Source organism: Bradyrhizobium sp. CFUWI (assembly GCF_056429085.1).
Genome location: NZ_JBWJZE010000005.1, coordinates 88,694 through 114,243, shown reverse-complemented (window position 1 = coordinate 114,243; position 25,550 = coordinate 88,694). Strand labels below are relative to the sequence as shown.

Below are 25,550 nucleotides of genomic sequence, written 5' to 3'. Positions count from 1 at the left end.
GCCGCTTCGGCGAGGCGAGGGCCCGGCCATCGTCGTTCTATGACGTCATTCCGGGCGGTGCGCGGCGCCGAACTCTGGTGCGTGCTTGCGCAGCTGAGAACCTCGAAATCCCGGATTCGATGCTGCGCATCGCTCCGGGATGACCCTTCGGGTCAGTTGACCTGCTCGTCCGAATAGACGCCCCAGAGGCGCTCCTGCTGGATCCAGCCGTCGAAGCCGTTGCCGGTGACACGGCACCAGTTTGCGGCGCACTTCTTCACCTGCGTGACGACGCCCGCCTGGAGTCTGGCCGTAACCGCACTGTCGGGATCGGCCCGATCGTAGATCGGGGCGAGATCGTCCTTGTGCTTCATGGTAACCACCGCGGTGCGGCGGCCCGAGAGCAGCGAGTGGTAGACCCAGCCCTCGGCACCCTCGGAATCGCGCACCCGGCGCCAATTCTCGAACTCGGCGGTAATTTCGACCGGCAGGCCGGCGCGGGTATAGACCCAGGCCACGTCATTGTCCTTGGTCGGGCCGGCGCGAACATTGACGTGATCCGACTTGAGGCTGACGTAACGCGGCACCGGCAGGCCGCTGGCGGTCTGCGGGGTGTTATCCTTGGCCGAATGCGAGGGGCCAACCGAGGCGCTCCACAAGGTGCCGACAAGCGCCATCACCGAACAAAAACGCCCCAACGCCATCAACCCGTCTCCTGTCGAAGACCCGGCCTTGCCGGACCCTCACCCCGAAATTCCAAACCCTTGCCGCGTCAATCCCGACCCGTCCCACGCAGGTGTTCCCGAAGCAGCCCGTGGTTCTTGTCTTGGCCCGGCCTTCTGCTAGAGAGGACGGGCACTTGAACAACCAGTTTGCCCCGATTTTCCGGCCGGAAATCTCGGGAGAGCTTGAAGGAAACGCCGGGGACGGACACGGCAAGGGCAGTGTCGAACAACCGGGTTAATGAGGCCTCAACGGCCGGCCTTTGGCGACAGAGGCGGGCCTGCGACGCCTCATGAGAGCAGGACATGTCGGTGAAGAAAAAGCCCCTCGTCGTCGTGACGCGCAAGCTGCCGGATTCGATCGAGACGCGGATGCGCGAATTGTTCGACGCGCGGATCAATCTCGAGGACACACCGATGTCCGCCGAGCAGCTCGCGGAAGCGGCGCGCACCGCCGACGTGCTGGTTCCCACGGTTACCGACCATGTCAACGCCGACATCATCAACCAGCCGGACTGCAAGCTGCGGCTGATCGCCAATTTCGGCAACGGCGTCGACAATATCGACGTGCCGGCCGCGCACGCCCGCGGCATCACCGTCACCAACACGCCGAAAGTTCTGACCGAGGACACCGCCGACATGACTATGGCGCTGATCCTCGCCGTGCCCAGGCGGATGATCGAAGGCGCCTCGATCCTGACCGACGGAAAACCCTGGGCGGGCTGGTCGCCGACCTGGATGCTCGGCCACCGCATCGGGGGGAAACGCCTCGGCATCATCGGCATGGGCCGCATCGGCCAGGCGGTCGCGCGCCGCGCCCGCGCCTTCGGCCTTCAGATCCACTATCACAACCGCCGTCCCGTCGCGCCTGTCATCGCCGAAGAGCTCGGCGCGACCTATTGGGAAAGCCTCGACCAGATGCTGGCGCGGATGGACATCATCTCGGTGAATTGCCCGCACACGCCGGCGACCTATCATCTGCTCTCGGCGCGACGACTGAAGCTGATCCGCAAGGACGCCTACATCGTCAACACCGCGCGCGGCGAAGTAACCGACGAGGACACGCTGATCAAGTTGATCGAAGGCGGCGAGATCGCCGGAGCCGGCCTCGACGTCTACGAGCACGAGCCCGCGGTCAACCCGAAGCTGGTGCGGCTTGCCAGGGCCGGCAAGGTGACGCTGCTGCCGCATATGGGCTCGGCCACGATCGAAGGCCGCGTCGAGATGGGCGAGAAGGTGATCATCAACATCCGCACCTTCCTCGACGCCCACAAGCCGCCGGATCGCGTGCTGCCGAGCATGCTCTGAGGCTTACGTCCCATGCCCTTCCCGCTTGCGCCAAGCCGCGACGAAATCGATGAAGGCGCGCAGCGCAGGCGGCGTCTGGCGGCGGCTCGGATAGTATAGGAACGGTCCGGGAAACGGCTCGCACCAATCTTCCATCAGGCTGACCAGTGCGCCGGACTTCACGGCCTCATGCACGTAGCCATCGAGCGTTGCCCACACGCCGACACCGTCGAGCGCGGCCCGCATGGCGAGGCCCATATTGGTCGAGATCAGTTTGGCAGGCGGATCGACCTTCATGATCTGCCCCTTTTTCTCGAACTCCCAATCCTGCATGACCCCGCTCGAATAGCGGGCGCGGATGCAGTCATGATCGAGAAGATCCTTCGGATGCTTCGGCTTGCCGCGGCGCGCGAGGTACGCAGGCGAGGCCACGATGACGTAACGCTGCGGACCACTCAGGGACACCGCCACCATCTCCTGCGCGAGGTGCTCGCCGTAACGGACGCCGGCATCAAAGCCGGCGCTGACGATGTCGACGAACCCGCTCTCGGAAACGATGTCGAGATCGACCTGCGGGTGCGCCGCCAGAAACGGCCCGACCATCGGCGCCAGCACCAGATCGACCGCCGGCGGGGGCGCGTTGATGCGGAGGCGGCCCGAGGCGACCTCGCGCAGTCCGCGCACCTGATCCAGCGCATCGCCAACATCGCGCAAGGCCGGAACGACGCGCGACAGCAGCAATTCGCCCGCCTCGGTCAGCGCGACACTGCGCGTGGTGCGGTTCATCAGGCGGACGCCGAGGCGCTCCTCCAGGTCCCGGAGTCGCTGGCTGAGACTCGACACCGACACACGGATTTCGACCGCCGCACGCCGGAAATTGCGGGTGCGGGCGACCGCCATGAAGACATCGAGATCGCGCAGGTCAGGCTCGGCCATTGTTCGCTAATGTGAACAAGCCATTCCGGATTGTCCAGCTTATCGGCTCAATCGATCGGGCGCATATCTGCCCTCGTCACGCGGCGCTCAGCCGCCGCCCTTCGAGGAGAGCCATCATGGAACAACGAAAACTCGGTTTAACCGGCCCCACCGTCTCGAGCCTCGGTCTCGGCTGCATGGCCATGTCCGACGCCTATGGTCCTTCCGATCGCGGCGAAAGCATCGCCACCATCCACGCGGCGCTCGATGCGGGCATCACGCTGCTCGACACCGGCGATTTCTACGCCATGGGCCACAATGAAATGCTGATCCGCGAGGCGCTCAAGGACGTTTCACGCGAGAAGGTGCGGATTAGCGTCAAGTTCGGCGCGCTGCGCGGTCCCGCCGGCGACTTCATCGGCATGGACTGCCGGCCGGCCGCAACCAAGAACTTCCTTGCCTATTCGCTCCAGCGGCTCGGCACCGACCATGTCGACATCTATCGTCCGGCGCGGCTCGATCCGAACGTTCCCATCGAAGAGACCGTCGGCGGCCTCGCCGATCTCGTGAAGGCGGGCTATGTCAGGCATATCGGCCTGTCCGAGGTCGGCTCCGACACCATCCGCCGCGCGCATGCGGTGCATCCGATCGCCGATCTCCAGATCGAATATTCGCTGATCGAGCGCGGCATCGAACGCGACATCCTCAAGACCTGCCGCGAGCTCGGCATCGGCATCACCGCCTACGGCGTCCTGGCGCGCGGCCTGATCAGCGGTCACTGGTCGAAGGATTCGGGCAAGGCTGGCAAGGACTATCGGCTGATGACGCCGCGCTTCCAGGGTGCGAACCTCGATGCCAATCTCGCGCTGGTCGAATCGCTGCGCACGATCGCGAACGAGGTCGGCGCGACGCCGGCGCAGGTCGCGATCGCCTGGGCGGCGGCGCAGGGCCCGGAGATCGTGCCATTGGTCGGCGCCCGGACCCGCAACCGTCTGGCCGAAGCGCTCGGCACAACCAAGGTGACGCTGACGCAAGCTCATCTCACAGCATTGGGCAAGGCCTTCCCGCCGGACGTCGCTTCGGGCACGCGTTACGCGGCCGAGCAGATGGCGCATCTCGACAGCGAGAAACCAGCCACCAGGTAGCGGCGGCATTCAGATGCGATGGGCGCTGAGATCGCTGATCACAGGCCCGTCGCCGTTGAGCGGATTGGCCGGATCGCGCCCGTAGCGCAGCGTCTCGAAGCGCATCGCGCGCGCATCGATCATCAGGAGACGGCCGACGAGGCCGTCGCCGAAACCGACGATCTCGCGGATCGCCTCCAGCGCCATCATCGAGCCGAGCACACCCGCCAGCGCCCCCATGACGCCGGCTTCGGCGCAGGCCGGAACGGTGCCGGGCGGCGGCGCCTCCGGAAACAGGCAGCGATAGGTCGGGTTGAATTCGCCCTGCTCGTTCCGCTCATGCGCGCGAATGGTGGTGAGCGAGCCGTCGAAGGTGCCGAGCGCGGCGGTAATCAGCGGCCGCTTGGCGAAGAAGCAGGCGTCCGAGACCAGATAGCGCGTGGCAAAATTGTCGGAGCCGTCGAGCACGAGATCGTAGTCGCCGATCAGACCGAGTGCATTGTCGGCATTGAGCCAGGTGGCGTGGCCGACGAAGCGGACATGCGGATTGAGCGCCGCGATCCGCTCGGCGGCGCTCTCGACCTTGTGCCGGCCGATATCGGGCGTGGTGTGGATCACCTGGCGCTGCAGGTTCGACAGCGACACCACGTCGTCGTCGACCACGCCGAGGGTGCCCACGCCGGCGGCGGCCAGATACATCAGGGCGGGCGCGCCGAGGCCGCCGGCGCCGATCACCAGCACAGAGGACCGCTTCAACGCGGCCTGGCCCGGTCCGCCGACATCGCGCAGCACGATGTGGCGGGCATAGCGTTCGAGTTCGTCCGGGCCCAGCATCGTCGTCCGTCTCTCCTACCGAGCGATCGCTCTATCCCCTCATGGTGAGGAGCGCGGAACGCGCGTCTCGAACCATGCAGGCCGCGATCTCGCCTGCGGCCATCCTTCGAGATGCGGCCTTCGGCCGCTCCTCAGGATGAGGGTCTGAGTTCGCGGCCTCTACGGCACCTGAACCAGCCCAACATTGTTCGCGACCAACGAGATGTGCTTCAATGGCATTGCGTTCAATGGGCTGGCTGGATTTGTCATGAGATCGATGCTTGCGGCAACCTTGATGTTTGCGGCCACGGCTGCGAATGCCCAGATGACGACGCAGCAGATCCCCGGCACTAAGCCGAAGACGGTCCAGACCGTGCCGATCCAGCCTCCGGCGATGCAGACGCCGTCGGCAACGGCGGATGCCATGGCAAAAGCCGAGCGGTTGGCGCTGCAATCCGACCTCGCCTGGGTCGGTCAGTACAACGGCGCCATCACCGGCGACGCCAGCGAGCGCATGGTCAACGCCATCAAGGAATACCAGAAGGCCAAGGGCGGCAAGCCGACCGGCGTGCTCAATCCGCAGGAGCGCGCCGCGCTCGCCGAGTCGGCCCGAAAGAAGCAGGACAGCGTCGGCTGGAAGATCGTGACGGAGCCGACCAGCGGCGCCCGGCTCGGCATCCCCGGCAAGCTGGTGCCGCAGCAGGCGAGCGACGCCAACGGCTCGAAATGGACTTCGCCGACCGGCACGGTTCAGGTGGCTCTCAGCCGCCGCAAGGAAGCGAACCCGACCTCGGCAAAACTCGCGGAGCTGGAGAAGGAGCCGTCCGGGCGCAAGGTCGACTACACCGTGGTGAAGCCCGACTTCTTCGTGCTGTCGGGCTTGCAGGGCCAGAAGAAGTTCTATGTCCGCGGCACCTTCAAGGGCGACGAGGTCCGCACCATGACGATCCTCTACGACCAGGCGACCGAGAACATTGTCGAGCCGGTCGTGATCGCGATGTCGAGTGCGTTCAGTGCGTTCCCGTCGGGACCGCAGGCCGGGCCGCCGCCGCGCAAGACCGTCGAATACGGCACCGGGATCGTCGTCAGCGACGACGGCGCGATCGTTGCCGACCGCCTCGTCACCGACGGCTGCCTTGCGATCACCATCGCCGGCCATGGCAATGCCGACCGTCTCGCCGAGGACAAGGAGCGCGGGCTTGCGCTGTTGCACATCTACGGCGCGCGCGGCCTGAAGCCGTTCAGCCTCACTGGCGGCGCGGCAAAGACCAATGTCGATGTCGTCGGCATCGCCGATCCGCAGAGCCAGGGCGGCGCGGGCGGCGTGTCGGTCGTCAAGGCCGCGCTGGCGCCGGTCCCGAGCAGTGAGTCCATGCTGTCGCCACCGCCGGCGATCGGGTTTTCCGGTGCTCCGGCGATCGATGGCGAGGGCAGGTTCGCCGGCATTACGCTGTTGAAGCCGGCCATGGTGGCGGGACCTGCGACATCGGTGCCGGCCTCGCAGGCGGTGATCGTGTCCGCGGACGCCGTGCGCGATTTCCTGAAGGCGAACAATGTCGCGGCGAATGGCACGTCGATGGACGCCAAGGCCGCGATCGTCCGCGTGATCTGCGTGCGGAAGTAAGACGGGCAACGTCACCACTCTCTCTCGTGTCCCGGACGCGGCGCGGCATGAAATGCCGCTCCGCTGAGCCGGGACCCATGCGTCGACAGCTCCGCTTGCAGCCTCTGGGCCCCGGCTCGGCAGCGCATCGCTTGCGCGCTGCACTTTGTCCGGGGCAGAAGACCGATCGGCACCGCCTCACGTACGACTACTGGTCCAGTAATGGTACGGATTCGCTGGCATTCCCCATTTCGCCATCATCGCTACTGCTGATTCGGACCTCCGCGATCCCCTTTGGATCGGGCCGGCACGTCCTGAGCGAGAAGAGCTCAGCATCGAGATCGATGCACGTTCGCGTGGCGTATTCCTGACCCAAGCACTCCAAAGGGATTGATCTCAAATGCATACGATCGTACTGGCCACCCAAAAGGGTGGCAGCGGCAAGAGCACGCTTGCCGTCGGCCTCGCGCTCGCGGCCAAGCAGGCCGGCTTCACCGTCCGCCTGATCGAGACCGACCCGCAGGGCACCCTGTCCAACTGGCAGCGCCGCCGCACCGCCAATGATGTCGTCGTCGAGCCGATCTACCATGCCGCCGACATCGAGCCGCGCCTGAAGATGCTGGCTGACAGCGGCCTGCAGCTCGCGATCGTCGACACCGCCGCCGGCCTGTCCGCCGCCACCACCGCTGCGATCCGCCATTCCAATCTCTGCCTGATCCCGGCCCGCCCGAGCGTCGCCGACATCGAGGCGACGGCCTCGACGCTCAGCGTCGCGCGCGCCTGGAAGCGGCCCTACAGCTTCGTGCTCAACCAGACGCCGATCCGGGGCCAGCGCATCGACAACGCCGCTGGCGCGCTCGCCGAGGAAGCTTCGCTCGATCTCGCTGAGGTGCTCGCGCGCCCGCTGATCGTGATGCGCAATGATCATCAGGATGCGCTCGCGAGCGGTCTTGCCGTGAGCGAATTCGCGCCGAACGGCAAGTCTGCGGACGAGATCCGCGGCCTCTGGCGCTGGATCGCGGCCCGGCTCGAGCTTGACGCCACGATCAATGTCCTGATCGACCGGGTGATGTCGGCCGCGGACGGCATGCTGCATGTCGCCGCCGATCTTGCGGCGGACGAGACTACGACACTGGCGTCCTGAGCGGGGCGATCGCTCGGACGGCAGCCGGCCCTTCACCATCCGGAAGGGCCCCAGCGACGAAGCAATCCGGCCCAGCCCGGCCGGATTGCTTCGCTTCGCGTTGGCGGATGCTCTATCCGCCCGTCATTGCGAGCGTAGCGAAGCAATCCAGAATCCTTCCGCGGAGGGATTCTGGATTGCTTCGTCGCAAGGGCTCCTCGCAATGACGCCGTGGCTACCCTCGAAGAACCTCATGGCCTTCGGACCGCTCGCCTGATCCTCACTTCTGACATTTCGGACACCAGAACGTCGATCGTCCGTTCTGCGTAAACCGCTTGATCGTGCCGCCGCAGCCCGGCGTCGTGCATTTCTCGCCCTCGCGGTCATAGACCTTGAACGAGTGTTGGAAATAGCCGAGCTCGCCCGAGGTCTGGCGATGATCGCGCAGACTGGATCCGCCGGCCTTGATGGCATCGTTCAGCACGGTGTGAATCGCGCCGACCAGTCGCTTCGCATGATCGGTCGGCTCGCCCCCGCCGACGCCCTTGCGGCCCTTGGTCGCGAGCGTCGCGGCGATCCGGCGCGGCGACAGATGCGAGCGATGCAGCGCCTCGCAGACATAGATGTTGCCGAGCCCGGCCACCACGCGCTGGTCGAGCAGCGCCGCCTTCAGGCTGGTGGTCTTGCCGGCGCAGGCCCGCGCCAGCATCGAGGCGTCGAACTCGTTGCCGAGCGGCTCGGGACCGAGCCCGCGCAGCAACGGCTCGTCTTCGAGCGCGTTGCGCGCTATCACTTTCATGTAGCCGAAGCGGCGCGGATCGTTGAACACGATGTCGGCGCCGGAGGACATCCGAAACAGCACGTGGTCGTGCGCGGAATCCTTACCCCGCGGATAGTGAAACTCGCCGGGCACGGCGTCGTTGTCCGGCTTGATGACACGGAACGAGCCCGACATGCCCAGATGCATCAGTAGCACATCGCCGGAGGCAAGGTCCGCCATGAGATATTTTGCCCGGCGGCCGAGCCCCGTGACGATCTGCCCCTGCAGCCGGGCGACGAAATCCGGCTGGAACGGAAAGCGCAGGTCCGGCCGGCGAGCCTCCGCTTTGAGGATCTTTGCGCCCTCCATGACGGGCTGAAGGCCGCGGCGGACGGTCTCGACTTCGGGCAATTCAGGCATGGTCAGGCATTCACCTTATGAGGGCGGTGTGATAGCGCCATTGCGGCGGGCGCGCTATGGTCCGCCCAGTGGAGTAGAGTAATGGATCGGCCGGGCGAAACCACGCATTTTGGCTTCAAAGACGTCCCTCTCGGGGACAAGCAGACGCTGGTGAACGACGTGTTTCACAGCGTGGCGTCGCGCTATGATCTGATGAACGACCTGATGTCCGGCGGCCTGCACCGGGTCTGGAAGGACATCATGATCGCGGCACTCGACCCGCCCAGAAGCGACCGGTCGTTCGCATTGCTCGACGTCGCCGGCGGCACCGGCGACATCTCGTTCCGCGCCGCCAAGGCCGCGGGTGCGGGCTTCCATGCCACCGTCTGCGACATCAACGCGGACATGCTGGCAGTAGGCCGCGAGCGCGCCGTCAAGCGGCATCTCGAAACCCGGGTGGATTTCGTCGAAGGCAATGCCGAAGCGCTTGGCTTCGCCGACCGCAGCTTCGACGCCTATACGATCGCTTTCGGCATTCGCAACGTGCCCCGGATCGATCTGGCGCTGCGCGAGGCCTATCGCGTGCTCAAGCCCGGCAGCCGCTTCCTCTGCCTGGAATTCTCCACCGTCGAGATGCCCGGGCTCGATCGCCTTTATGACCTATTCTCGTTCAAGGTGATCCCGCCGCTTGGCCGCATGATCACGGGCGATGCCGAATCCTACCAATATCTCGTTGAGTCGATCCGCAAGTTTCCGAAGCCGAACGTCTTCGCCGACATGATTCGCGATGCCGGCTTTTCCCGCGTCAGCTGGCAGACATTGTCCGGCGGCATCGTCGCACTGCATTCGGGCTGGCGTTTGTGATCTCTGCCGTCACCCACATTTCGCGCCTGATCCGCGCCGCGTTCGTGTTCGCGCGCGAGGGCGTGTTCGGCTCGGTCGATCCGAGCCTGGTGCCGCCGCCGGGACAACTCGCGCTGAAGCTGGCCCGCCTCGTCGAGCGGCGCGGCGTCAAGCACGGCCCGCGGATCTCGCGCGCGCTGACGCGGATGGGCCCGGCCTATCTCAAGCTCGGACAATTCCTGGCCACGCGCCCCGACGTCGTCGGCGTCATCATGGCCCGCGACCTCGAAAGCCTGCAGGATCGCCTGCCGCCGTTTCCGCAGGACGAAGCCGAGGCCGCCATCGCGACGTCGCTGGAGCGGCCGCTGAAGGACATCTTCGTGAGCTTCGGGCCGGCCGTCGCGGCCGCCTCGATCGCGCAGGTGCATCGCGGCGAAGTCCTGCATGACGGCATCCGCAAGTCGGTCGCGGTCAAGGTGCTTCGGCCGAACGTCGCCGCGCGTTTCCGCCGCGATCTCTCCGACTTCTTCTTCGTCGCGTACAAGGCCGAGACCTACTCGGCGGAAGCGCGGCGGCTGCGCCTGATCGAAGTCATCAACACCATGTCGCGCTCGGTCGCCATGGAGATGGACCTGCGGCTGGAGGCGGCTGCGCTGTCGGAGATGGCGGAGAACACGCGCGACGATCCCGACTTCCGCGTGCCGAGCGTCGACTGGGACCGCACCACGCACAACGTGCTGACGATGGAGTGGATCGACGGCATCGCGCTGAACGATCACAAGCGCCTGGAAGAGGCGCGGGTCGACCTGCCCGGTCTCGGTCGCAAGGTGATCCAGAGCTTTCTGCGCCACGCGCTGCGCGACGGCTTCTTCCACGCCGACATGCATCCGGGCAATCTGTTCCTCGATGACGCCGGCCGGCTCGTCGCGGTCGATTTCGGCATCATGGGCCGGCTCGGCATGAAGGAGCGGCGCTTCCTCGCCGAGATCCTGCTCGGCTTCATCACCCGGGATTATCGCCGCGTCGCCGAGGTGCATTTCGAGGCGGGCTACGTGCCCGCGCATCACTCGGTCGAGAATTTCGCGCAAGCCATCCGCGCCATCGGCGAGCCGATCCACAACCGCACGGCGGAAGAGATCTCGATGGCGCGGCTGCTGACGCTGCTGCTCGAGGTCACCGGCCTGTTCGACATGAGGACGCGGCCCGAGCTGATCCTGCTCCAGAAGACCATGGTCGTGGTCGAAGGCGTGGCGCGCGGCTTTGATCCCAGGCTCGACATCTGGAAGGTCGCCGACCCCGTGGTGCGCGAATGGATCGAGCGCAATCTCGGACCCATAGGCCGGGTGCAGGGCGCGCTCGCGGGGACCGGGGACATTGCGCGCGTGCTGATGCGCCTGCCGGAGATCGCCGAGCGATCGGTGAAGGTGCTCGAGCAGCTCGAAGCCATGACGCGAGACGGCATCAGGCTGTCGCCGGAGAGCATCGCCGCGATGGGCCGTAGCGAGGGCCGCAAGAACCGTTGGCGCACCGTCGCGCTCTGGATCATCGCCGCGACCTTCATCGGAATCCTGATCGCCGTCCGGAATTTGTGATTGCATTGCAATCACTCGGATGATAGCATCGCTATCATTCCGTGCTGGAGGGCGCCGTGGCAAGCCTGACCATCCGCAAGCTCGACGACACCGTCAAAACCTATTTGCGGCTGCGCTCGGCCAAGAATCGCCGATCGGTCGAGGAGGAGGTCCGGGTCATCCTGCGGGAGCTGATCGAGGGCCGCGAGGAGCCGCTGACGCCGTTCTCGGCGCCGCCGACCGCATCCACTGCCCCGACGCCGCAGCGCACCGGCGCCGTTCCCGAGGCCAGCGTCACCCTGATCATCGGCGGCGGCATCGCCGCCTATAAATCACTGGACCTGATCCGCCGGCTCAAGGAGCGCCGTATCGAGGTCCGCTGCGTGCTGACCAAGGCGGCACAGCAATTCGTCACCCCGCTAGCGGCGAGCGCGCTGTCGCATGAGCGCGTCTATACCGACCTGTTCGACCCGCAGAGCGAGTTCGACGCCGGACACATTCGCCTCGCGCGCGACTGCGACCTGATCGTGGTGGCGCCGGCCACCGCCGACCTGATGGCGAAGATGGCCAATGGCCATGCCGACGATCTCGCCAGCGCCATCCTGCTCGCGACCAACCGCAAGGTGCTGCTGGCGCCGGCGATGAATCCGCTGATGTGGAGCAATGCGGCCACGCGCCGCAATGTTACCCAGCTTCAGCGCGACGGCGTGGTGCTGATCGGGCCCAATTCCGGCGAGATGGCGGAGGCGGGCGAGGTCGGCGTCGGCAGGATGTCCGAGGCGATCGAGATCGCCAATGCCGCCGAGCGGCTGCTGCGGCCGCCGGTTCCAAAGCCGCTCGCCGGCAAGCGCGTGCTGATCACCGCAGGCCCCACGCACGAACCGATCGATCCGGTGCGCTACATCGCCAACCGCTCCTCCGGCAAGCAGGGCTTTGCCATTGCCGCGGCCGCGCAGGCCGCCGGCGCCGAGGTGATCCTGGTGAGCGGCCCGGTCGATCTCGACGATCCCGCCGGCGTCACCGTCAAGCATGTCGAATCGGCGCGGCAGATGCTGGAGCAGGTGCAGGCCGCGCTGCCCGCCGATATCGCGATCTTCGCCGCCGCGGTCGCCGATTGGCGCGTCGCCAATGAGGGCGAGCAGAAGCTGAAGAAGACGTCCGCCGGCATGCCGCCGCTGCAGCTGGTCGAGAACCCCGACATCCTCGCGACGATCTCCAGGCTGACCGACAAGCGCCCGCCGCTGGTGATCGGCTTTGCCGCCGAGACCGAGCACCTCATCGACAACGCCAAGTCCAAGCTTGCGCGCAAGGGCTGCGACTGGATCGTCGCCAACGACGTCTCACCCGCCACCGGCGTGATGGGTGGCGACCGCAACACGGTGCATTTGATCAGCCGCAAGAATGGTGAGAACAACGGCGAGATTGCAGTTGATTCCTGGCCGGTGATGACCAAGGAACAGGTCGCCATCGAGCTGGTCGCGCATATCGCGAAAAGCGTGAGCGGCAAATCCCTGGAGCCGGCATCTTGAGCACTGAGGTCACCGTCGAACTGCAGCAACTGGCCCATGCCGACGGCCTGCCATTGCCGGCCTATCAGACCACGGAGGCCGCCGGGCTCGATTTGATGGCGGCGGTGGCGGACAGCGCGCCGCTGACGCTCGCACCCGGCCAATACGCGCTGGTGCCGACCGGGCTTGCGATCGCCTTGCCGCCCGGGCACGAGGCGCAGGTGCGGCCGCGTTCGGGACTCGCCGCCAAGCACGGCGTCACTGTGCTGAACTCGCCCGGCACGATCGACGCGGACTATCGCGGCGAGATCAAGGTGATCCTGATCAATCACGGCGCGGCACCGTTCGTGATCAAGCGCGGCGAGCGCATCGCCCAGATGGTGATCGCGCCCGTGGTGCAGGCCGCGCTGGTTCCCGTCGCCACCTTGTCGGCCACCGATCGCGGCGCCGGCGGCTTCGGCTCGACCGGCCGCTGACGCGCGGCGATCTCGGCCGAATCATCCCGAAGAACGACGTGCGCTGGAACACCACAGCCGGCATTTTTTAGGGACCGCTTTTACGTTCACGATCTGGACTCTTACCGGCGGAGTCACGGTGAGGGTATTGTCTTTTGATTCGCGCGCGACGGGGGTTCGCCGCGCGCAAATTCGTGCGGTCTTGGGGCAACTATGTCAGGCGTGATCGTGTCGATGCGTCGGACGCTGCTGTCGTGCACATCGCTTGCGCGCAACGGCTTGTTGGGAGGCGCTCTCGCAGCGCTGCTGCCGGCTGCGCCGGCCGAGGCCGCCGACCTCATCGACACCCTCTCCATCATGCTGGATTTCAACCGGCAGGAACTCGCGGTGCTCGCCACCGCGCTGGCCCTGCTCGGCTTCTCGGTGATGGCCGCGATCCTGTTGATGCGCACGCGGGTGCGGACGGCGAAGAACGAGGCGCGGCTGCGCGCCCGAATCGGGGAGCTCCAGCTCCAGGCCGACCGCTTCGGCGCGCTGCTGTTCGCCGAGCCGCAGATTCTGATCTCCTGGCCGGCCGGCGACAATCGCGCCCAGATCTCCGGCGACATTTCCATGGTGCTGCCGCGCGATTCCTCGCCGCAACGCGTGCTCGCATTCGGAACCTGGCTGCCACCGGAACCCGCGCTGCAGATGGACCATGCGGTCGACGCCCTGCGTGACCGCGGCGACGGGTTCCAGCTGACGCTGAGCACCGCGCACGGCCATACGCTGGAAGCGATCGGCCGCGCCATCGGCGGCCAGGCTATCGTCCGGATTCGCGAACTTTCGGGGCTGCGGCGCGAGCTGGCCGAGACCCATCTGCGCTATAACGCGCTCTCCGACGAGACCGAGATGCTGCGCGGCTTTGCCGCCGCCGCACCCTGGCCGATCTGGGCCAAGGGAGAGAACGGCGCGCTGACCTACGCCAACCCGGCCTATGTCCGTGCGACCGAGGCGAACAGCGTCACCGACGCGCAGGAGCGCAAGCTCGAGCTGCTCGACAGCGCCGACCGCACCGCGATGGAGCGGGGCCTGAAGGAGGCGGCCAATTTCACCGCGCGGCTGCCGATCGTGATCGGCGGCGAGCGCCGCATTTACGACGTGCGCGCCGTCAATGTCGGCAGCGGCAGCGTCGGCGTTGCCATCGATGCCAGCGAGGCGGATGGGCTCAGCGCGGCGCTGGTGCGCATGGCCGAGGCGCATCGCCGCACGCTCGACCAGCTCTCCTCCGGCGTGGCCGTGTTCGACGGCCAGCGTCGCCTGGCCTTCTACAACGATTCCTACCGCCGGCTGTGGGACCTCGACCGCAGCTTCCTCGACGCCCATCCGGACGATTCCAGCGTGCTCGACCAGCTCCGCGCCGCGCGCAAGCTGCCGGAGCAGCCGGACTTCCGGGCCTGGAAGGCCAAGCTGCACGAAGCCTATCGCGCGGTCGAGACCGCGAAGGAGACCTGGTATCTGCCCGACGGCCGCGCGCTCTCGGTCGTCACCACGCCAAACCCGGAAGGCGGCGTCACCTATCTGTTCGACGACGTCACCGAGAGCCTCGACCTCGCCCGCCGCTTCGACGGCCTGATCCGCGTCCAGCGCGAGACCCTGGACAGCCTCGCCGAGGGCGTCGCGGTGTTCGGCAGCAACGGCAAGGCGCAGCTGTTCAACCCGGCCTTCGTCCGGATGTGGAAGCTGTCGAGCGATGCCATGCGCGACGAGCCGCACATTCAGACCGTGGAAGGCTGGTGCCATCAGCTGTTCGACGACCCCGCGGTCTGGCGCCAGATTCGCGAGGCCATCACCTCGATCGAGAACCGCGCCGACGTCCCGCTCAAGCTGGAGCGCAAGGACGGCAGCGTGCTCGACGGCATGATCCGCCCGCTGCACGACGGCGCGACCATGCTGACGTTCCAGGACATCACTGACACCGAGAACGTCGAGCGCGCGCTACGCGAGCGCAACGAGGCGCTGGAGGCCGCCGACCAGATGAAGGTGGATTTCGTCCACCACGTCTCCTACGAGCTGCGCTCGCCGCTCACCACCATCATCGGCTTCGCGCACTTCCTCAGCGATCCCTCGACCGGGCCGCTGACGCCGAAACAGGCCGAATATCTCGACTACGTCACCAAATCGACCAACGCGCTGCTTGCGCTCACCAACAACATCCTCGATCTCGCCACCATCGATGCCGGCGCGATGAAGCTGGAACTCGGACCCGTCGACGTCAGCAAGGCCATCGAGCTCGCGGCCGAGGGCATCCAGGACCGGCTCGCCACCGACCGCATCCGCCTCAAGGTCGAGATCGCGCCCGACGTCGGCAGCTTCGTCGGCGACGAGAAGCGCGTGGTGCAGGTGCTCTATAACCTCCTCGCCAACGCCATCGGGTTTTCTCCACAGGATTCCACCGTTGGCATCAGCGCGCGGCGCACCGAGCGTAGCGTGGTCTTCACCGTGACAGATTCCGGGCCTGGAATACCTGCCGACATGAAGGACAAGGTGTTCAACTGGTTCGAAAGCCGCTCGCAGGGCTCGCGTCATCGCGGCGCCGGGCTCGGCCTGTCGCTGGTGCGCTCCTTCGTCGAGCTGCATGGCGGCAAGGTGCGGGTGGATTCGATCGTCGGCCGCGGCACGGTCGTGATCTGCGATTTCCCGACCGACCAGGCGGCGCATCGCGACGCCGCCGAATGACAGAACCCGCCAAACTCTCCGTCGCGCTCCACAACGAAACGGCCACCGCGCAATTGATGGCCGACCTCGCGCTCCTGGTCGGCCCCGGCGACGTCATCACGCTCACCGGCGATCTCGGCGCCGGCAAGACTGCGGCGGCGCGCAGCCTGATCCGCTATCTCGCTGGCGACGAGGAGCTGGAGGTGCCGAGCCCGACCTTCACGCTGGTGCAGGGCTACGAGCTGCCGCCCTTCCCGGTGCTGCATGCCGATCTCTACCGCGTCGAGGACGAGAGCGAGCTCGAGGAGATCGGGCTGTCGCCGCTGCCCGATGCCACGCTGGTCCTGATCGAATGGCCGGAGCGCGCGCCGTCGGCGATGCCGCAGGACCGTATCGACATCGCGCTGACGCACCGGCCGGCGCTGGGATCGAGCGCACGCGCGGCCGACATCACCGGCTACGGCAAGAGCGCGGCCGTTGTCGCGCGACTGAAGGTGTTGCGCGAATTCCTCGACGCGTCCGGTTACATGGACGCAACGCGCAGGCGCATGGCCGGCGATGCTTCGACGCGCTCCTATGCCCGCCTGTTGCGCGACGACGAGGTCGTCATCCTGATGAACTTCCCGCAGCGGCCCGATGGCGCTGCGCTCTACAACGGAAAATCCTACAGCGCCGCGGTGCATCTTGCCGAGAATGTAAAACCCTTCGTCGCCATCGACGAAGGCCTGCGTGCGCAAGGACTCTCGGCGCCGGCGATCCATCATTTCGATCTCGACCACGGTTTCCTGATCTCCGAGGATTTCGGCAGCGAAGGCGTGATCGAGGGCGATCCGCCCCGCCCGATCGTCGAGCGCTACGAGGCCGCGACTGACGTGCTTGCTGCCCTGCACGGTAAGACGCTGCCGGAGACGCTGCCGCTCGACGGGCAGACCTACGCCATTCCCGTCTTCGACATCGAGGCGATGCTGATCGAGATCGGGTTGATGCCGGAATGGTATCTGCCCGACCGCAACGCACCGCTCGCCGACGAGCAGCGCGCGGAATTTTTTGCGATGTGGCGCGAGCTCCTGAAGAAGCCGCTGACCGCGCCGAAGACCTGGATCATCCGCGATTATCATTCGCCCAATCTGATCTGGCTCGGGAATCGCACCGGCATCGAGCGCGTCGGCGTGATCGATTTCCAGGACGCCGTGCTCGGGCCGCAATCCTACGACGTGGTGTCGCTGCTCCAGGATGCCCGCATCGACGTCCCCGAAAACATCGAGCTGACGCTGCTGTCGCGTTACATCAAGGCGCGCCGTGCCGCCGACGCCGGTTTTGATGCGGCCGGCTTCGCCGAGCTCTACGCCATCATGTCCGCACAGCGGAACACGCGCCTGCTCGGCACTTTCGCGCGCCTCAACCGCCGCGACGGCAAGCCGCATTACCTGCGCCATCAGCCGCGGATCTGGACCTATCTCCAGCGCTCGCTGGCCCATCCCGCGCTGGGCTCCTTGCGCGACTGGTATCTCGCCAACGTCCCGCCCCCTCAAGGCTGATCTGGAGCATGATCCGGAAAAGTGCGCAGCGGTTTTCCGAAAAGATCATGCTCAAACAATAACCTAAAGCGCGATGACGATCCTGATCTCATCGCGCTTTAGGCCCGGTTTACCGGCCGTTAGCCAAGATGTCGCTATTCTGGCGGCGAGGCAGCCGGATCATTACGGGGCTGGAGCAAGGCAGATGGCGGCGAAAGCGGATCAGCGCGGAAATAGCAGGGTTATTTTCGAGCGTGGGATCCCGGCCCAGATGATGGGAATCGACGGGACCTGGCGGCGCGAATGCACCATGGAGGACGTCTCCGATAGCGGCGCCAAGCTCACCATCGACGGCTCGGTCGAGGGCCTGCACCTGAAGGAGTTCTTTCTGCTGCTGTCGTCCACCGGGCTGGCCTACCGGCGCTGCGAGCTTGCCTGGGTCAATGGCGACCAGATCGGCGTCAATTTCCTCAAGGTGGGTGAAAAGAAGAAAAAGGCCCGTCCCACAGCCGTCGGGGCATGACGGCAACACCCGTCGTACAACCGTCACGGCGGGTGGCTAAGGCGGTTGAGATGCGGTGCGGCTGATCTAACCTCGTGTTAGGATTGCTGCGAACGCGAAAGGTCTGAGAAAGCGAAGGATGTCCGTCAAACCGACCAAAGCCATGGTGCTCGCCGCGGGGTTCGGCCTGCGTATGCGTCCGCTGACGGACAAGATGCCGAAACCGATGGTGCCTGTGGCCGGCCAGCCGCTGCTCGACCACGTGCTCGACAAGCTCGCCCGGGCCGGCGTGACCGAGGCCGTGGTCAACGTGCATTATCTGCCGGACCAGATCATCGATCACGTCGCATCGCGCCAGCATCCGCGCGTGACCATCTCGGACGAGCGCGATCAGGTGCTCGGCACCGGCGGCGGCGTGGTCAAGGCGCTGCCGCTGCTCGGCGATGCGCCGTTCTTCCATGTCAATTCCGACACGCTCTGGATCGACGGCGTGCGCTCGAACCTGACGCGGCTTGCCGAAAATTTCGAGCCCGCGCGCATGGACATCCTGCTGCTGATGGCGCCGACCGCGACCAGCATCGGCTATAGCGGCCGGGGCGATTACGGCATGCTGCCCGACGGGGCCTTGCGCAAGCGCAAGGAAAAAGAGGTCGTTCCGTTCGTCTATGCGGGCGCGGCGATCCTGTCGCCGTCGATCTTCGAGGGCGCGCCGAAGGGCGAGTTCTCGTTGACGAAGATGTTCGACCGCGCCAACGAGCAGGAGCGGCTGTTCGGCCTGCGTCTCGACGGCGTCTGGATGCATGTCGGCACGCCCGATGCCGTGCATGCCGCGGAAGAGGCGTTTCTGGAGAGCGTGGCGTAAGGGCCGCAGTCCCGTAGGGTGGGCAAAGCGAAGCGTGCCCGCCCCGCGAGGCTGTCATTCCGGGGCGCGCGCACGCGCGAACCCGGAATCTCGAGATTCCGGGTTCGATGCTTCGCATCGCCCCGGAATGACGGTGGGACAACGGGGAAGACCCCGCCGCAGCGCATGACCATTTGACCCCGCCTCCCTATATTGCCTGATCTTCCGAATCAGGCAGCTCATGCGCGTTTTCAGCGTTCCCATCTCAGTTCCATTCCTGCGCACGGTCGTCACGGCGCTGCTCGAGGGACGGCTGGTCGAGGGATTCGAAGCGCGCAAGGAACCGGCGCGGCTTGCCGATGCCACGCTGTATCTGCCGACCCGACGCGCCATGCGCGTCGTCCGCGAGATCTTCCTCGACGAGATGAAGGCCGACGCAGTGGTGCTGCCGCGCATCGTCGCCCTCGGCGACATCGACGAGGACGAGCTCGCTTTCGCCGGTGAAGGCGAGCAGTTCTCGGGCGCGACGCCGCTCGACATTCCGCCGCGGCTCGGCGAGCTCGAACGGCGACTGACATTGGCGCAGCTTGTCGCCGCCTGGGCTAAGGGTCCGGTGCTGGCGCCGCTGGTGGTCGGCGGGCCCGCCTCGACGCTGGCGCTCGCCGGCGACCTTGCGCGCCTGATCGACGACATGGTCACGCGCGGCGTCGACTGGAATGCGCTCGACGGCCTCGTGCCTGATAACCTCGATCGCTACTGGCAGCACTCGCTCGAGTTCCTGCGCATCGCGCGCATCGCCTGGCCCGGTCATCTTGCCGAAATCAACCGGATCGAGCCGGCGGCACGGCGCGATCTCCTGATCGCGGCGGAAGCCAAACGGCTGACCGCGCATCCGAACGGGCCTGTCATCGCGGCGGGCTCGACCGGCTCGATGCCCGCGACGGCAAAATTCCTGCACGCCGTCGCAGCGCTGCCGCATGGCGCGGTGGTGCTGCCCGGCCTCGACACCGATCTCGACGAGGATTCCTGGCGGACCATCGGCGGCGTGCGCGATGCGCTAGGCAAATTCGCGGAGCACCCGGCCTCGAACCATCCGCAATATGCCATGCACGCGCTGTTGCACCGCTTCGGCATCAAGCGCAGCGACGTCGAGATTCTTCAGCCGCCGGCCGAAGGCGGCCGCGACCTGCTCGCCTCCGAATCGATGCGCCCCTCGGCCAAGACGGAAGTCTGGCACGACCGGCTGAAGCAGCCGGATGTTGCCGCGAAGATCGCAGGCGGCATGACAAGGCTCGCGGTCGTCGAAGCCCCCAACCCTGAAATGGAAGCCCTCGCCATCGCGATTGCCATGCGCGAGGCAAGGCATCTCGACAAGACGGCCGCGCTGGTGACGCCCGACCGCGCGCTGGCGCGACGGGTGATGGCCGCGCTCACCCGGTGGGGCCTCAGTTTCGATGATTCCGGCGGCGACGTCCTGATGGAAACCTCCGCCGGAATCTTCGCACGTCTTGCGGCAGAGGCGGCAACGAAGGGATTGGAGCCGCCGACGCTGCTGGCGCTGCTGAAGCATCCGCTCTGCCGGCTCGGCCGCGCGCCCGGCGCATGGAAGGCGGCGATCGAGGGCCTGGAGCTGGCGGTCTTGCGCGGCACGCGTCCGCCTGCCGGCACGGCCGGCCTCCTGCGCGAATTCAACCGCTTTCGCGAGGAGCTTGCCAAGCTGTGGCGCAGCGAGGCCTCCGCCCTGCACCGCGCCGAGCCGCGCGCACGTCTCAAGGCCGAGGATCTCGATCGCATCCAGGGCCTGATCGACGCCCTGCAAAAAGCGCTGGCGCCGATCGAGAGCCTGGCGTCATCGAAGCCATATGACTTTGCCGAGCTCGCGCACCGGCACCGCGAGATCATGATCGAGCTGGCGCGCGACGAGCAGGGCATTCCACTGGCCTTCGAGGACCGCGAGGGCCTCGCGCTCGCTGCCGCCTTCGACGATCTCCTGCGCGGCGGCACGACCAGCGGATTGTTGGTGCCGCTGCCGGACTATCCGGACGTCTTCCAGACCGCGTTCAGCGACCGCGCGGTGCGGCGGCCGGACAGACCAGGCGCGCGGCTGCAGATCTACGGCCCGCTGGAATCGCGCCTGATGCAGGCCGACCGTATCATCGTCGGCGGTCTGATCGAAGGCGTCTGGCCGCCGGCGCCGCGCATCGATCCCTGGCTGAGCCGGCCGATGCGGCACGAGCTCGGTCTCGACCTGCCGGAGCGCCGCATCGGACTCTCCGCGCACGACTTCGCGCAACTGCTCGGCGGCGACGAGGTGATCCTCACCCATTCCGCCAAGGCCGGCGGCGCACCCGCGGTGGCTTCGCGCTTCCTGCACCGGCTGGAGGCGGTCACGGGGGACGATCTCTGGAAGGTGGCGATCCGCGCCGGTGAGAAATACGTGCAATTCGCGGGCGCACTGGACCAGCCTGACAAGGTTGAGCCGATCAAGCAGCCCGAGCCACGGCCGCCGCGCGCGACGCGACCGCTCAAGATGTCGGTGACCGCGATCGAGGACTGGCTGCGCGATCCCTACACCATCTACGCAAAACACATTCTGCGGCTGGATGCGCTCGATCCGGTCGACATGCCGCTCTCGGCAGCCGACCGCGGCTCGGCGATCCACGAGGCCATCGGCGAGTTCACCGAAATCTATGCGACGCGCCTGCCCGACGATCCCGCGCGCGTTCTGCGCACGATCGGCGAAAAGCATTTCGCACCGTTGATGGAGCGACCCGAGGCGCGGGCGTTGTGGTGGCCGCGGTTCCAGCGCATCGCACGATGGTTCGGCGAATGGGAGACGGCGCGGCGGGATGCGATCGAGGCGATCATGGCCGAGACAAGGGGCGAGATCGCGATCCGGCTCGACAATGCACGCACGTTCTATCTTTCCGCGCGTGCCGACCGCATCGAGCGGCGCCAGGGCGGCGGCTATGCCATCCTCGACTACAAGACCGGACAGCCGCCGACCGGCAAGCAGGTCCGCATGGGCCTGTCGCCGCAGCTGACGCTGGAGGCGGCGATCCTGCGCGAAGGCGGTTTCCCGGATATCGACGCGGGTTCGTCGGTGAGCCAGCTCGTCTATGTCCGCCTCAGCGGCAACAACCCGCCGGGCGAGGAGCGCATCCTCGAGCTCAAGTACAAGCAGGGCGACGAGCCGCAGCCGCCGGATACGGCGGCCGCCGAGGCGAGGGCGAAGCTGGAGGTGCTGATCCGTGCTTTTGAAGACGAGAATCAGCCCTACACCTCGCTGAACCTGCCGATGTGGACCAACCGCTACGGCGCCTATGACGACCTCGCCCGGATCAAGGAATGGTCCGCTGCCGGCGGATTGGGGATCGAGGAATGGTGAAGGCGCCGCGTCCCATCCCGGAGGAAGTGCGTGCGCGGCAGGCGCGCGCATCGGACCCGACCGCCTCGGCTTTCGTGTCGGCCAATGCCGGCTCCGGCAAGACCCATGTGCTGGTACAGCGCGTGATCCGCCTCTTGCTATCGGGCGTGCCGCCGGAAAAGATCCTCTGCATCACCTTCACCAAGGCCGCCGCCGCCAACATGGCCGAGCGCGTGTTCACCACGCTCGGTCATTGGGTGACGCTGGACGACACCGCGCTCGATGCGGCGATCCGCGCCGCCGGCATCCCGCATCCCAATGCAAAGCTGCGCCGCGACGCGCGAAAGCTGTTCGCCTGCGCGCTGGAGACGCCGGGCGGCTTGAAGGTGCAGACCATCCACGCGCTGTGCACGCGGCTGCTGCAGCAGTTTCCGTTCGAGGCCAATGTGCCCGCGCGGTTTTCCGTGATCGACGAGCGCGACCAGACGGACATGATGGAGCGCGCCAATCTGAAGGTCTTGCTGGAGGCCGCGCGCGATCCGGACAGCGTCACCGGCCGCGCCTTGCTGACCGCGATGGCGAGCGCCGCGGACGTCACCTTCAAGGAAGTCGTACGCGAGGCCTGTCTCAGCCGCGATCATTTCATGGCCTGGACCGACGAGGCCGGCAACGCGGAAGCCGCCGCTGCGCAGATGGCGAGCGTGTTGGGCGTCGATGCAAGCGACCGCATCGAGGACGTCGAGACGGAGATTCTTGATGGGCCCTACCTGCCGCGCTCGCGCTGGGACGACATCGCGCTTGCGCTGGAAGACGGCAGCAAGTCCGACAACGACCAGGCCGGCCGGCTGCGCGAGGCCAAGATGTTTTCCGGCGGCGCGCAGGTCGACGCCTATCTGTGCGTCTTCCTCACGGACGACAAGCTGCCACGCAAGGCGGTGCTGACCAAGAAGTTTTGCGATCACAATCCGGCCGTCGCCCGCCTGTTCGAGAACGAGGCGCAGCGCGTCAGCGGATTGGTCGAGAAGCGCCGTGCCGTGACCATGCGCGACCGCACCGCGGCCCTGCTGCACATCGCGACCGCAGCCGCCGCGAATTACCGCCGCGAGAAGCAGGAGCGCGGCCTGCTCGACTACGACGATCTCATCGACAAGACGCTGGCGATGCTCGACCGCGTCGCTTCGGGCTGGGTGCACTACAAGCTCGACCGCGGCGTCGATCACGTGCTGATCGATGAGGCGCAGGATACCAGCCCACGGCAGTGGGACATCGTCGCGCACATCATCTCGGAATTCACGGCCGGAGAAGGCGCGCGCGAGGGGCTGAATCGGACGGTGTTTGCGGTCGGCGACGAGAAGCAGTCGATCTTCTCGTTCCAGGGCGCGGCGCCGCACGAATTCGATGCGCGCCGGCGCGAGCTGCACCGCAAGTTCACCGCCGCTGGGCTGAAATTCGATCCCGTCGCCTTCACTTATTCGTTCCGCTCGGGCGCCACGATCCTGCAATCGGTCGACCACGTCTTCCGCGATCCCCAGATCTACAAGAGCATCCATTCGGTCGAGATCGGCCATCCCCTGCATCATGCGCTCGCTGACGCCGGCCCCAGCATGATCGAACTGTGGGATCTCGCGGAAGCCGACGATCGGCAGGACATCGAGGGCTGGCGCGCGCCGTTCGACGGCGTCGCCGTCACCAGCCCCGAGGTCAAGCTCGCGCGCCGCATCCAGGCCGAGATCAAGCGCCTGGTCGAGAGCGGCACGCTGACGGGACACGAAGGCGAGCGCCGGCCGCTGCGTTACGGCGACATGCTGATCCTGGTGCGCCGGCGCGGCAATGCATTCGACGCCGTGATCCAGGCGCTGAAGCACGCCGGCGTCCCGGTCGCCGGCGCCGACCGGCTCAAGCTCACCGAACATATCGGCATCATCGACCTGATGAACCTCGCCGATGCATTGCTGCTGCCGCAGGATGATCTCGCCCTGGCGGTGGCGCTGAAGAGCCCGCTGTTCGGGCTCGACGACGACGACCTGTTCCAGTTGGCCCATGGCCGCAAGGGATCGCTTCGCCGCGCGCTCGGCGAGCACGCGGCCGGAAGCGAGAAGTTCGCGACCGCGCTGCGTCGCCTCGAAGCCTGCGAGATGCGTGCGCGCGAGGAGACGCCGTTCGCCTTCTACGCCTGGCTGTTAGGGGGTGACGGCGGGCGCGCGCGCATCCTGCGCCGGCTCGGTCACGAGGCCAACGACGCGCTCGACGAATTCCTCGAGCTGGCGCTGAACTACGAGCGCAAGGCACCGGCCTCGCTGCAGGGCTTCATGGCCTGGCTGCGTTCGGCTGACACCGAGGTTAAACGCGACATGGAGATCTCGCGCGACGAGGTGCGGGTGATGACCGTGCACGGCGCCAAGGGCCTCGAAGCCTTGGTCGTGTTCATGGTGGACACCACGTCGTCGCCCGCGGACTCCCAGCGTCTGCGCCTGATTCACGTGCCCCGCGGCAATGGCGGCGAGGTGGTGGTCTGGGCCGGGCGCAAGGCCGACGATCCCAAGCCGGTCGCGGAGGCGCGCAAGGCGATGATCGAGGAGACCGAGGACGAATATCGCCGCCTGCTCTATGTCGCGATGACGCGCGCGGCCGACCGCCTGATCGTCGGCGGCTGCATGCCGGGCAACATGAAGACGGTCCGCAAGCTGAGCTGGTATGACCTGGTCGACACCGGGCTCGCCGGCTCGGGCCTGGACAGGCAGGTGATCGAGACGCCGCTCGGCAAGGTCACCCGATTCGCCCGCCCGGAGGATGTCGCGGCGCTGGGCACGCCGACGGCGTCCGTTGATCAGACCATCGCGCTGCCCGACTGGCTGCGGACGCCGGCACCACGCGAGACCGTCGACGATGACCTGGTCCGCCCGTCCGGTCAGCCGGCCGAGGAGGGCCGCAGCGTACGGTCAGGCGAATCGGTGCAGTCGCGCGCGCTGGCGCTGCAACGCGGCACGCTGGTGCACCGTCTCCTGCAATCCCTGCCTGATATCGCAACCGAACGCCGCCGCGAGGCGGCACTCGGCTTCATGGCCCGCAATGCCGCGGAATGGACCGAGGCTGACCGCGCCGCGCTGGCCGACAAGGTGCTCGGCTTGATTTCGGACCCGCGCTTTGCGCCGGTCTTTGCCACCGGGAGCCGGGCGGAAGTCGCCATCGCCGGCAGGCTGGAGCGGCCGGGCCGCCCTCCGGCCTTGGTGTCGGGGCAGATCGACCGGCTGGTGGTTCGCCCAGATGAGGTCCTGATCGTCGATTTCAAGACCAACCAGGCCGCGCCGAGGAGCGCCAGCGAGGCGCCCGCGGCCTATGTCCGGCAGCTGGCGCTGTACCGGGCGGTGCTATCGCGGCTTTATCCCCAGACCCCGATCCGGGCCGTCCTGCTCTGGACCGAGGCCCTTGAATATATGGAGATTTCAGCCCCCGCGCTGGACGCGGCGCTGGCATCCCTTCATCTCGGCGTGAGCATCCTTGACCCGGCAAGGAGCCGTTCATAG

18 protein-coding genes are annotated in these 25,550 nt (G+C 66.7%); 14 read left to right on the top strand and 4 right to left on the bottom strand.

The annotated features are described in order from the left end of the window. Positions 1-152: 152 nt before the first annotated feature. Positions 153-683, bottom strand: coding sequence for an SH3 domain-containing protein (locus AC066S_RS13170; protein ID WP_126256995.1), 531 nt, complete (start codon positions 681-683; stop codon positions 153-155). Between the two features lie 324 nt (positions 684-1,007). Here AC066S_RS13170 and AC066S_RS13165 point away from each other — a divergent pair, with 324 nt between their 5' ends. Further along, on the top strand, positions 1,008-2,009 hold the full coding sequence (locus AC066S_RS13165) for a 2-hydroxyacid dehydrogenase (protein WP_126256994.1): 1,002 nt from the start codon (positions 1,008-1,010) through the stop codon (positions 2,007-2,009). Positions 2,010-2,012: 3 nt separating this feature from the next. On the opposite strand, the gene AC066S_RS13160 is transcribed toward AC066S_RS13165, so the two are convergent. Then, a complete protein-coding gene (locus AC066S_RS13160; RefSeq protein ID WP_478269885.1) occupies positions 2,013-2,924 on the bottom strand; it encodes a LysR family transcriptional regulator in 912 nt (303 codons plus the stop codon). A 116-nt stretch (positions 2,925-3,040) separates the two neighbouring features. On the opposite strand from AC066S_RS13160, the gene AC066S_RS13155 reads away from it, so the two are divergent. Further along, positions 3,041-4,048 (top strand): aldo/keto reductase, encoded by a 1,008-nt coding sequence (locus AC066S_RS13155; protein WP_126256992.1) that lies wholly within the window; start codon positions 3,041-3,043, stop codon positions 4,046-4,048. Between the two features lie 9 nt (positions 4,049-4,057). Here AC066S_RS13155 and AC066S_RS13150 read toward each other — a convergent pair whose 3' ends face one another. After that, on the bottom strand, positions 4,058-4,861 hold the full coding sequence (locus tag AC066S_RS13150) for a HesA/MoeB/ThiF family protein (protein WP_126256991.1): 804 nt from the start codon (positions 4,859-4,861) through the stop codon (positions 4,058-4,060). A 247-nt stretch (positions 4,862-5,108) separates the two neighbouring features. Between AC066S_RS13150 and AC066S_RS13145 the strand changes: the two genes are divergently transcribed. Further along, a complete protein-coding gene (locus AC066S_RS13145) occupies positions 5,109-6,464 on the top strand; it encodes a peptidoglycan-binding protein (RefSeq protein WP_478269884.1) in 1,356 nt (451 codons plus the stop codon). A gap of 379 nt (positions 6,465-6,843) precedes the next feature. After that, positions 6,844-7,587 carry a nucleotide-binding protein gene (locus tag AC066S_RS13140; protein ID WP_478269883.1) on the top strand — a complete coding sequence of 248 codons (744 nt, stop codon included), beginning with the start codon at positions 6,844-6,846 and terminating at the stop codon, positions 7,585-7,587. Between the two features lie 259 nt (positions 7,588-7,846). Here the strand turns inward: AC066S_RS13140 and mutM are convergent, their stop codons facing one another. Continuing rightward, complete coding sequence (gene mutM, locus AC066S_RS13135) at positions 7,847-8,746, bottom strand: bifunctional DNA-formamidopyrimidine glycosylase/DNA-(apurinic or apyrimidinic site) lyase (protein WP_126256989.1); 900 nt, start codon at positions 8,744-8,746, stop codon at positions 7,847-7,849. A gap of 81 nt (positions 8,747-8,827) precedes the next feature. Between mutM and ubiE the strand changes: the two genes are divergently transcribed. From ubiE to addA, 10 genes are all read left to right on the top strand, one after another. After that, positions 8,828-9,589, top strand: coding sequence for a bifunctional demethylmenaquinone methyltransferase/2-methoxy-6-polyprenyl-1,4-benzoquinol methylase UbiE (ubiE, locus tag AC066S_RS13130; RefSeq protein WP_126256988.1), 762 nt, complete (start codon positions 8,828-8,830; stop codon positions 9,587-9,589). Continuing rightward, the gene (ubiB, locus tag AC066S_RS13125) at positions 9,586-11,160 is read left to right on the top strand and encodes a 2-polyprenylphenol 6-hydroxylase (RefSeq protein WP_478269882.1); all 1,575 of its coding nucleotides are present in this window, start codon (positions 9,586-9,588) and stop codon (positions 11,158-11,160) included. The genes ubiE and ubiB overlap by 4 nt, the downstream gene beginning before the upstream one ends. 56 nt (positions 11,161-11,216) lie before the next feature. Then, entirely contained in the window at positions 11,217-12,668 is a 1,452-nt protein-coding gene (gene coaBC / locus AC066S_RS13120) for a bifunctional phosphopantothenoylcysteine decarboxylase/phosphopantothenate--cysteine ligase CoaBC (protein ID WP_478269881.1), read from the top strand. Next, entirely contained in the window at positions 12,665-13,123 is a 459-nt protein-coding gene (dut, locus tag AC066S_RS13115; RefSeq protein WP_126256985.1) for a dUTP diphosphatase, read from the top strand. Before coaBC ends, dut begins: the two co-directional genes overlap by 4 nt. 192 nt (positions 13,124-13,315) lie before the next feature. Continuing rightward, complete coding sequence (locus tag AC066S_RS13110) at positions 13,316-15,820, top strand: sensor histidine kinase (protein WP_478269880.1); 2,505 nt, start codon at positions 13,316-13,318, stop codon at positions 15,818-15,820. Continuing rightward, a complete protein-coding gene (gene tsaE, locus AC066S_RS13105) occupies positions 15,817-17,337 on the top strand; it encodes a tRNA (adenosine(37)-N6)-threonylcarbamoyltransferase complex ATPase subunit type 1 TsaE (protein WP_478269879.1) in 1,521 nt (506 codons plus the stop codon). Before AC066S_RS13110 ends, tsaE begins: the two co-directional genes overlap by 4 nt. A 184-nt stretch (positions 17,338-17,521) precedes the next feature. Further along, a complete protein-coding gene (locus tag AC066S_RS13100) occupies positions 17,522-17,839 on the top strand; it encodes a PilZ domain-containing protein (RefSeq protein WP_135170059.1) in 318 nt (105 codons plus the stop codon). Positions 17,840-17,957: 118 nt separating this feature from the next. Further along, the gene (locus AC066S_RS13095) at positions 17,958-18,680 is read left to right on the top strand and encodes a nucleotidyltransferase family protein (protein WP_478269878.1); all 723 of its coding nucleotides are present in this window, start codon (positions 17,958-17,960) and stop codon (positions 18,678-18,680) included. A 220-nt stretch (positions 18,681-18,900) separates the two neighbouring features. After that, positions 18,901-22,047: a double-strand break repair protein AddB gene (gene addB / locus AC066S_RS13090; RefSeq protein ID WP_478269877.1), complete on the top strand. Its 3,147-nt coding sequence runs from the start codon at positions 18,901-18,903 to the stop codon at positions 22,045-22,047. Continuing rightward, positions 22,041-25,550, top strand: coding sequence for a double-strand break repair helicase AddA (gene addA / locus AC066S_RS13085; protein WP_478269876.1), 3,510 nt, complete (start codon positions 22,041-22,043; stop codon positions 25,548-25,550). The genes addB and addA overlap by 7 nt, the downstream gene beginning before the upstream one ends.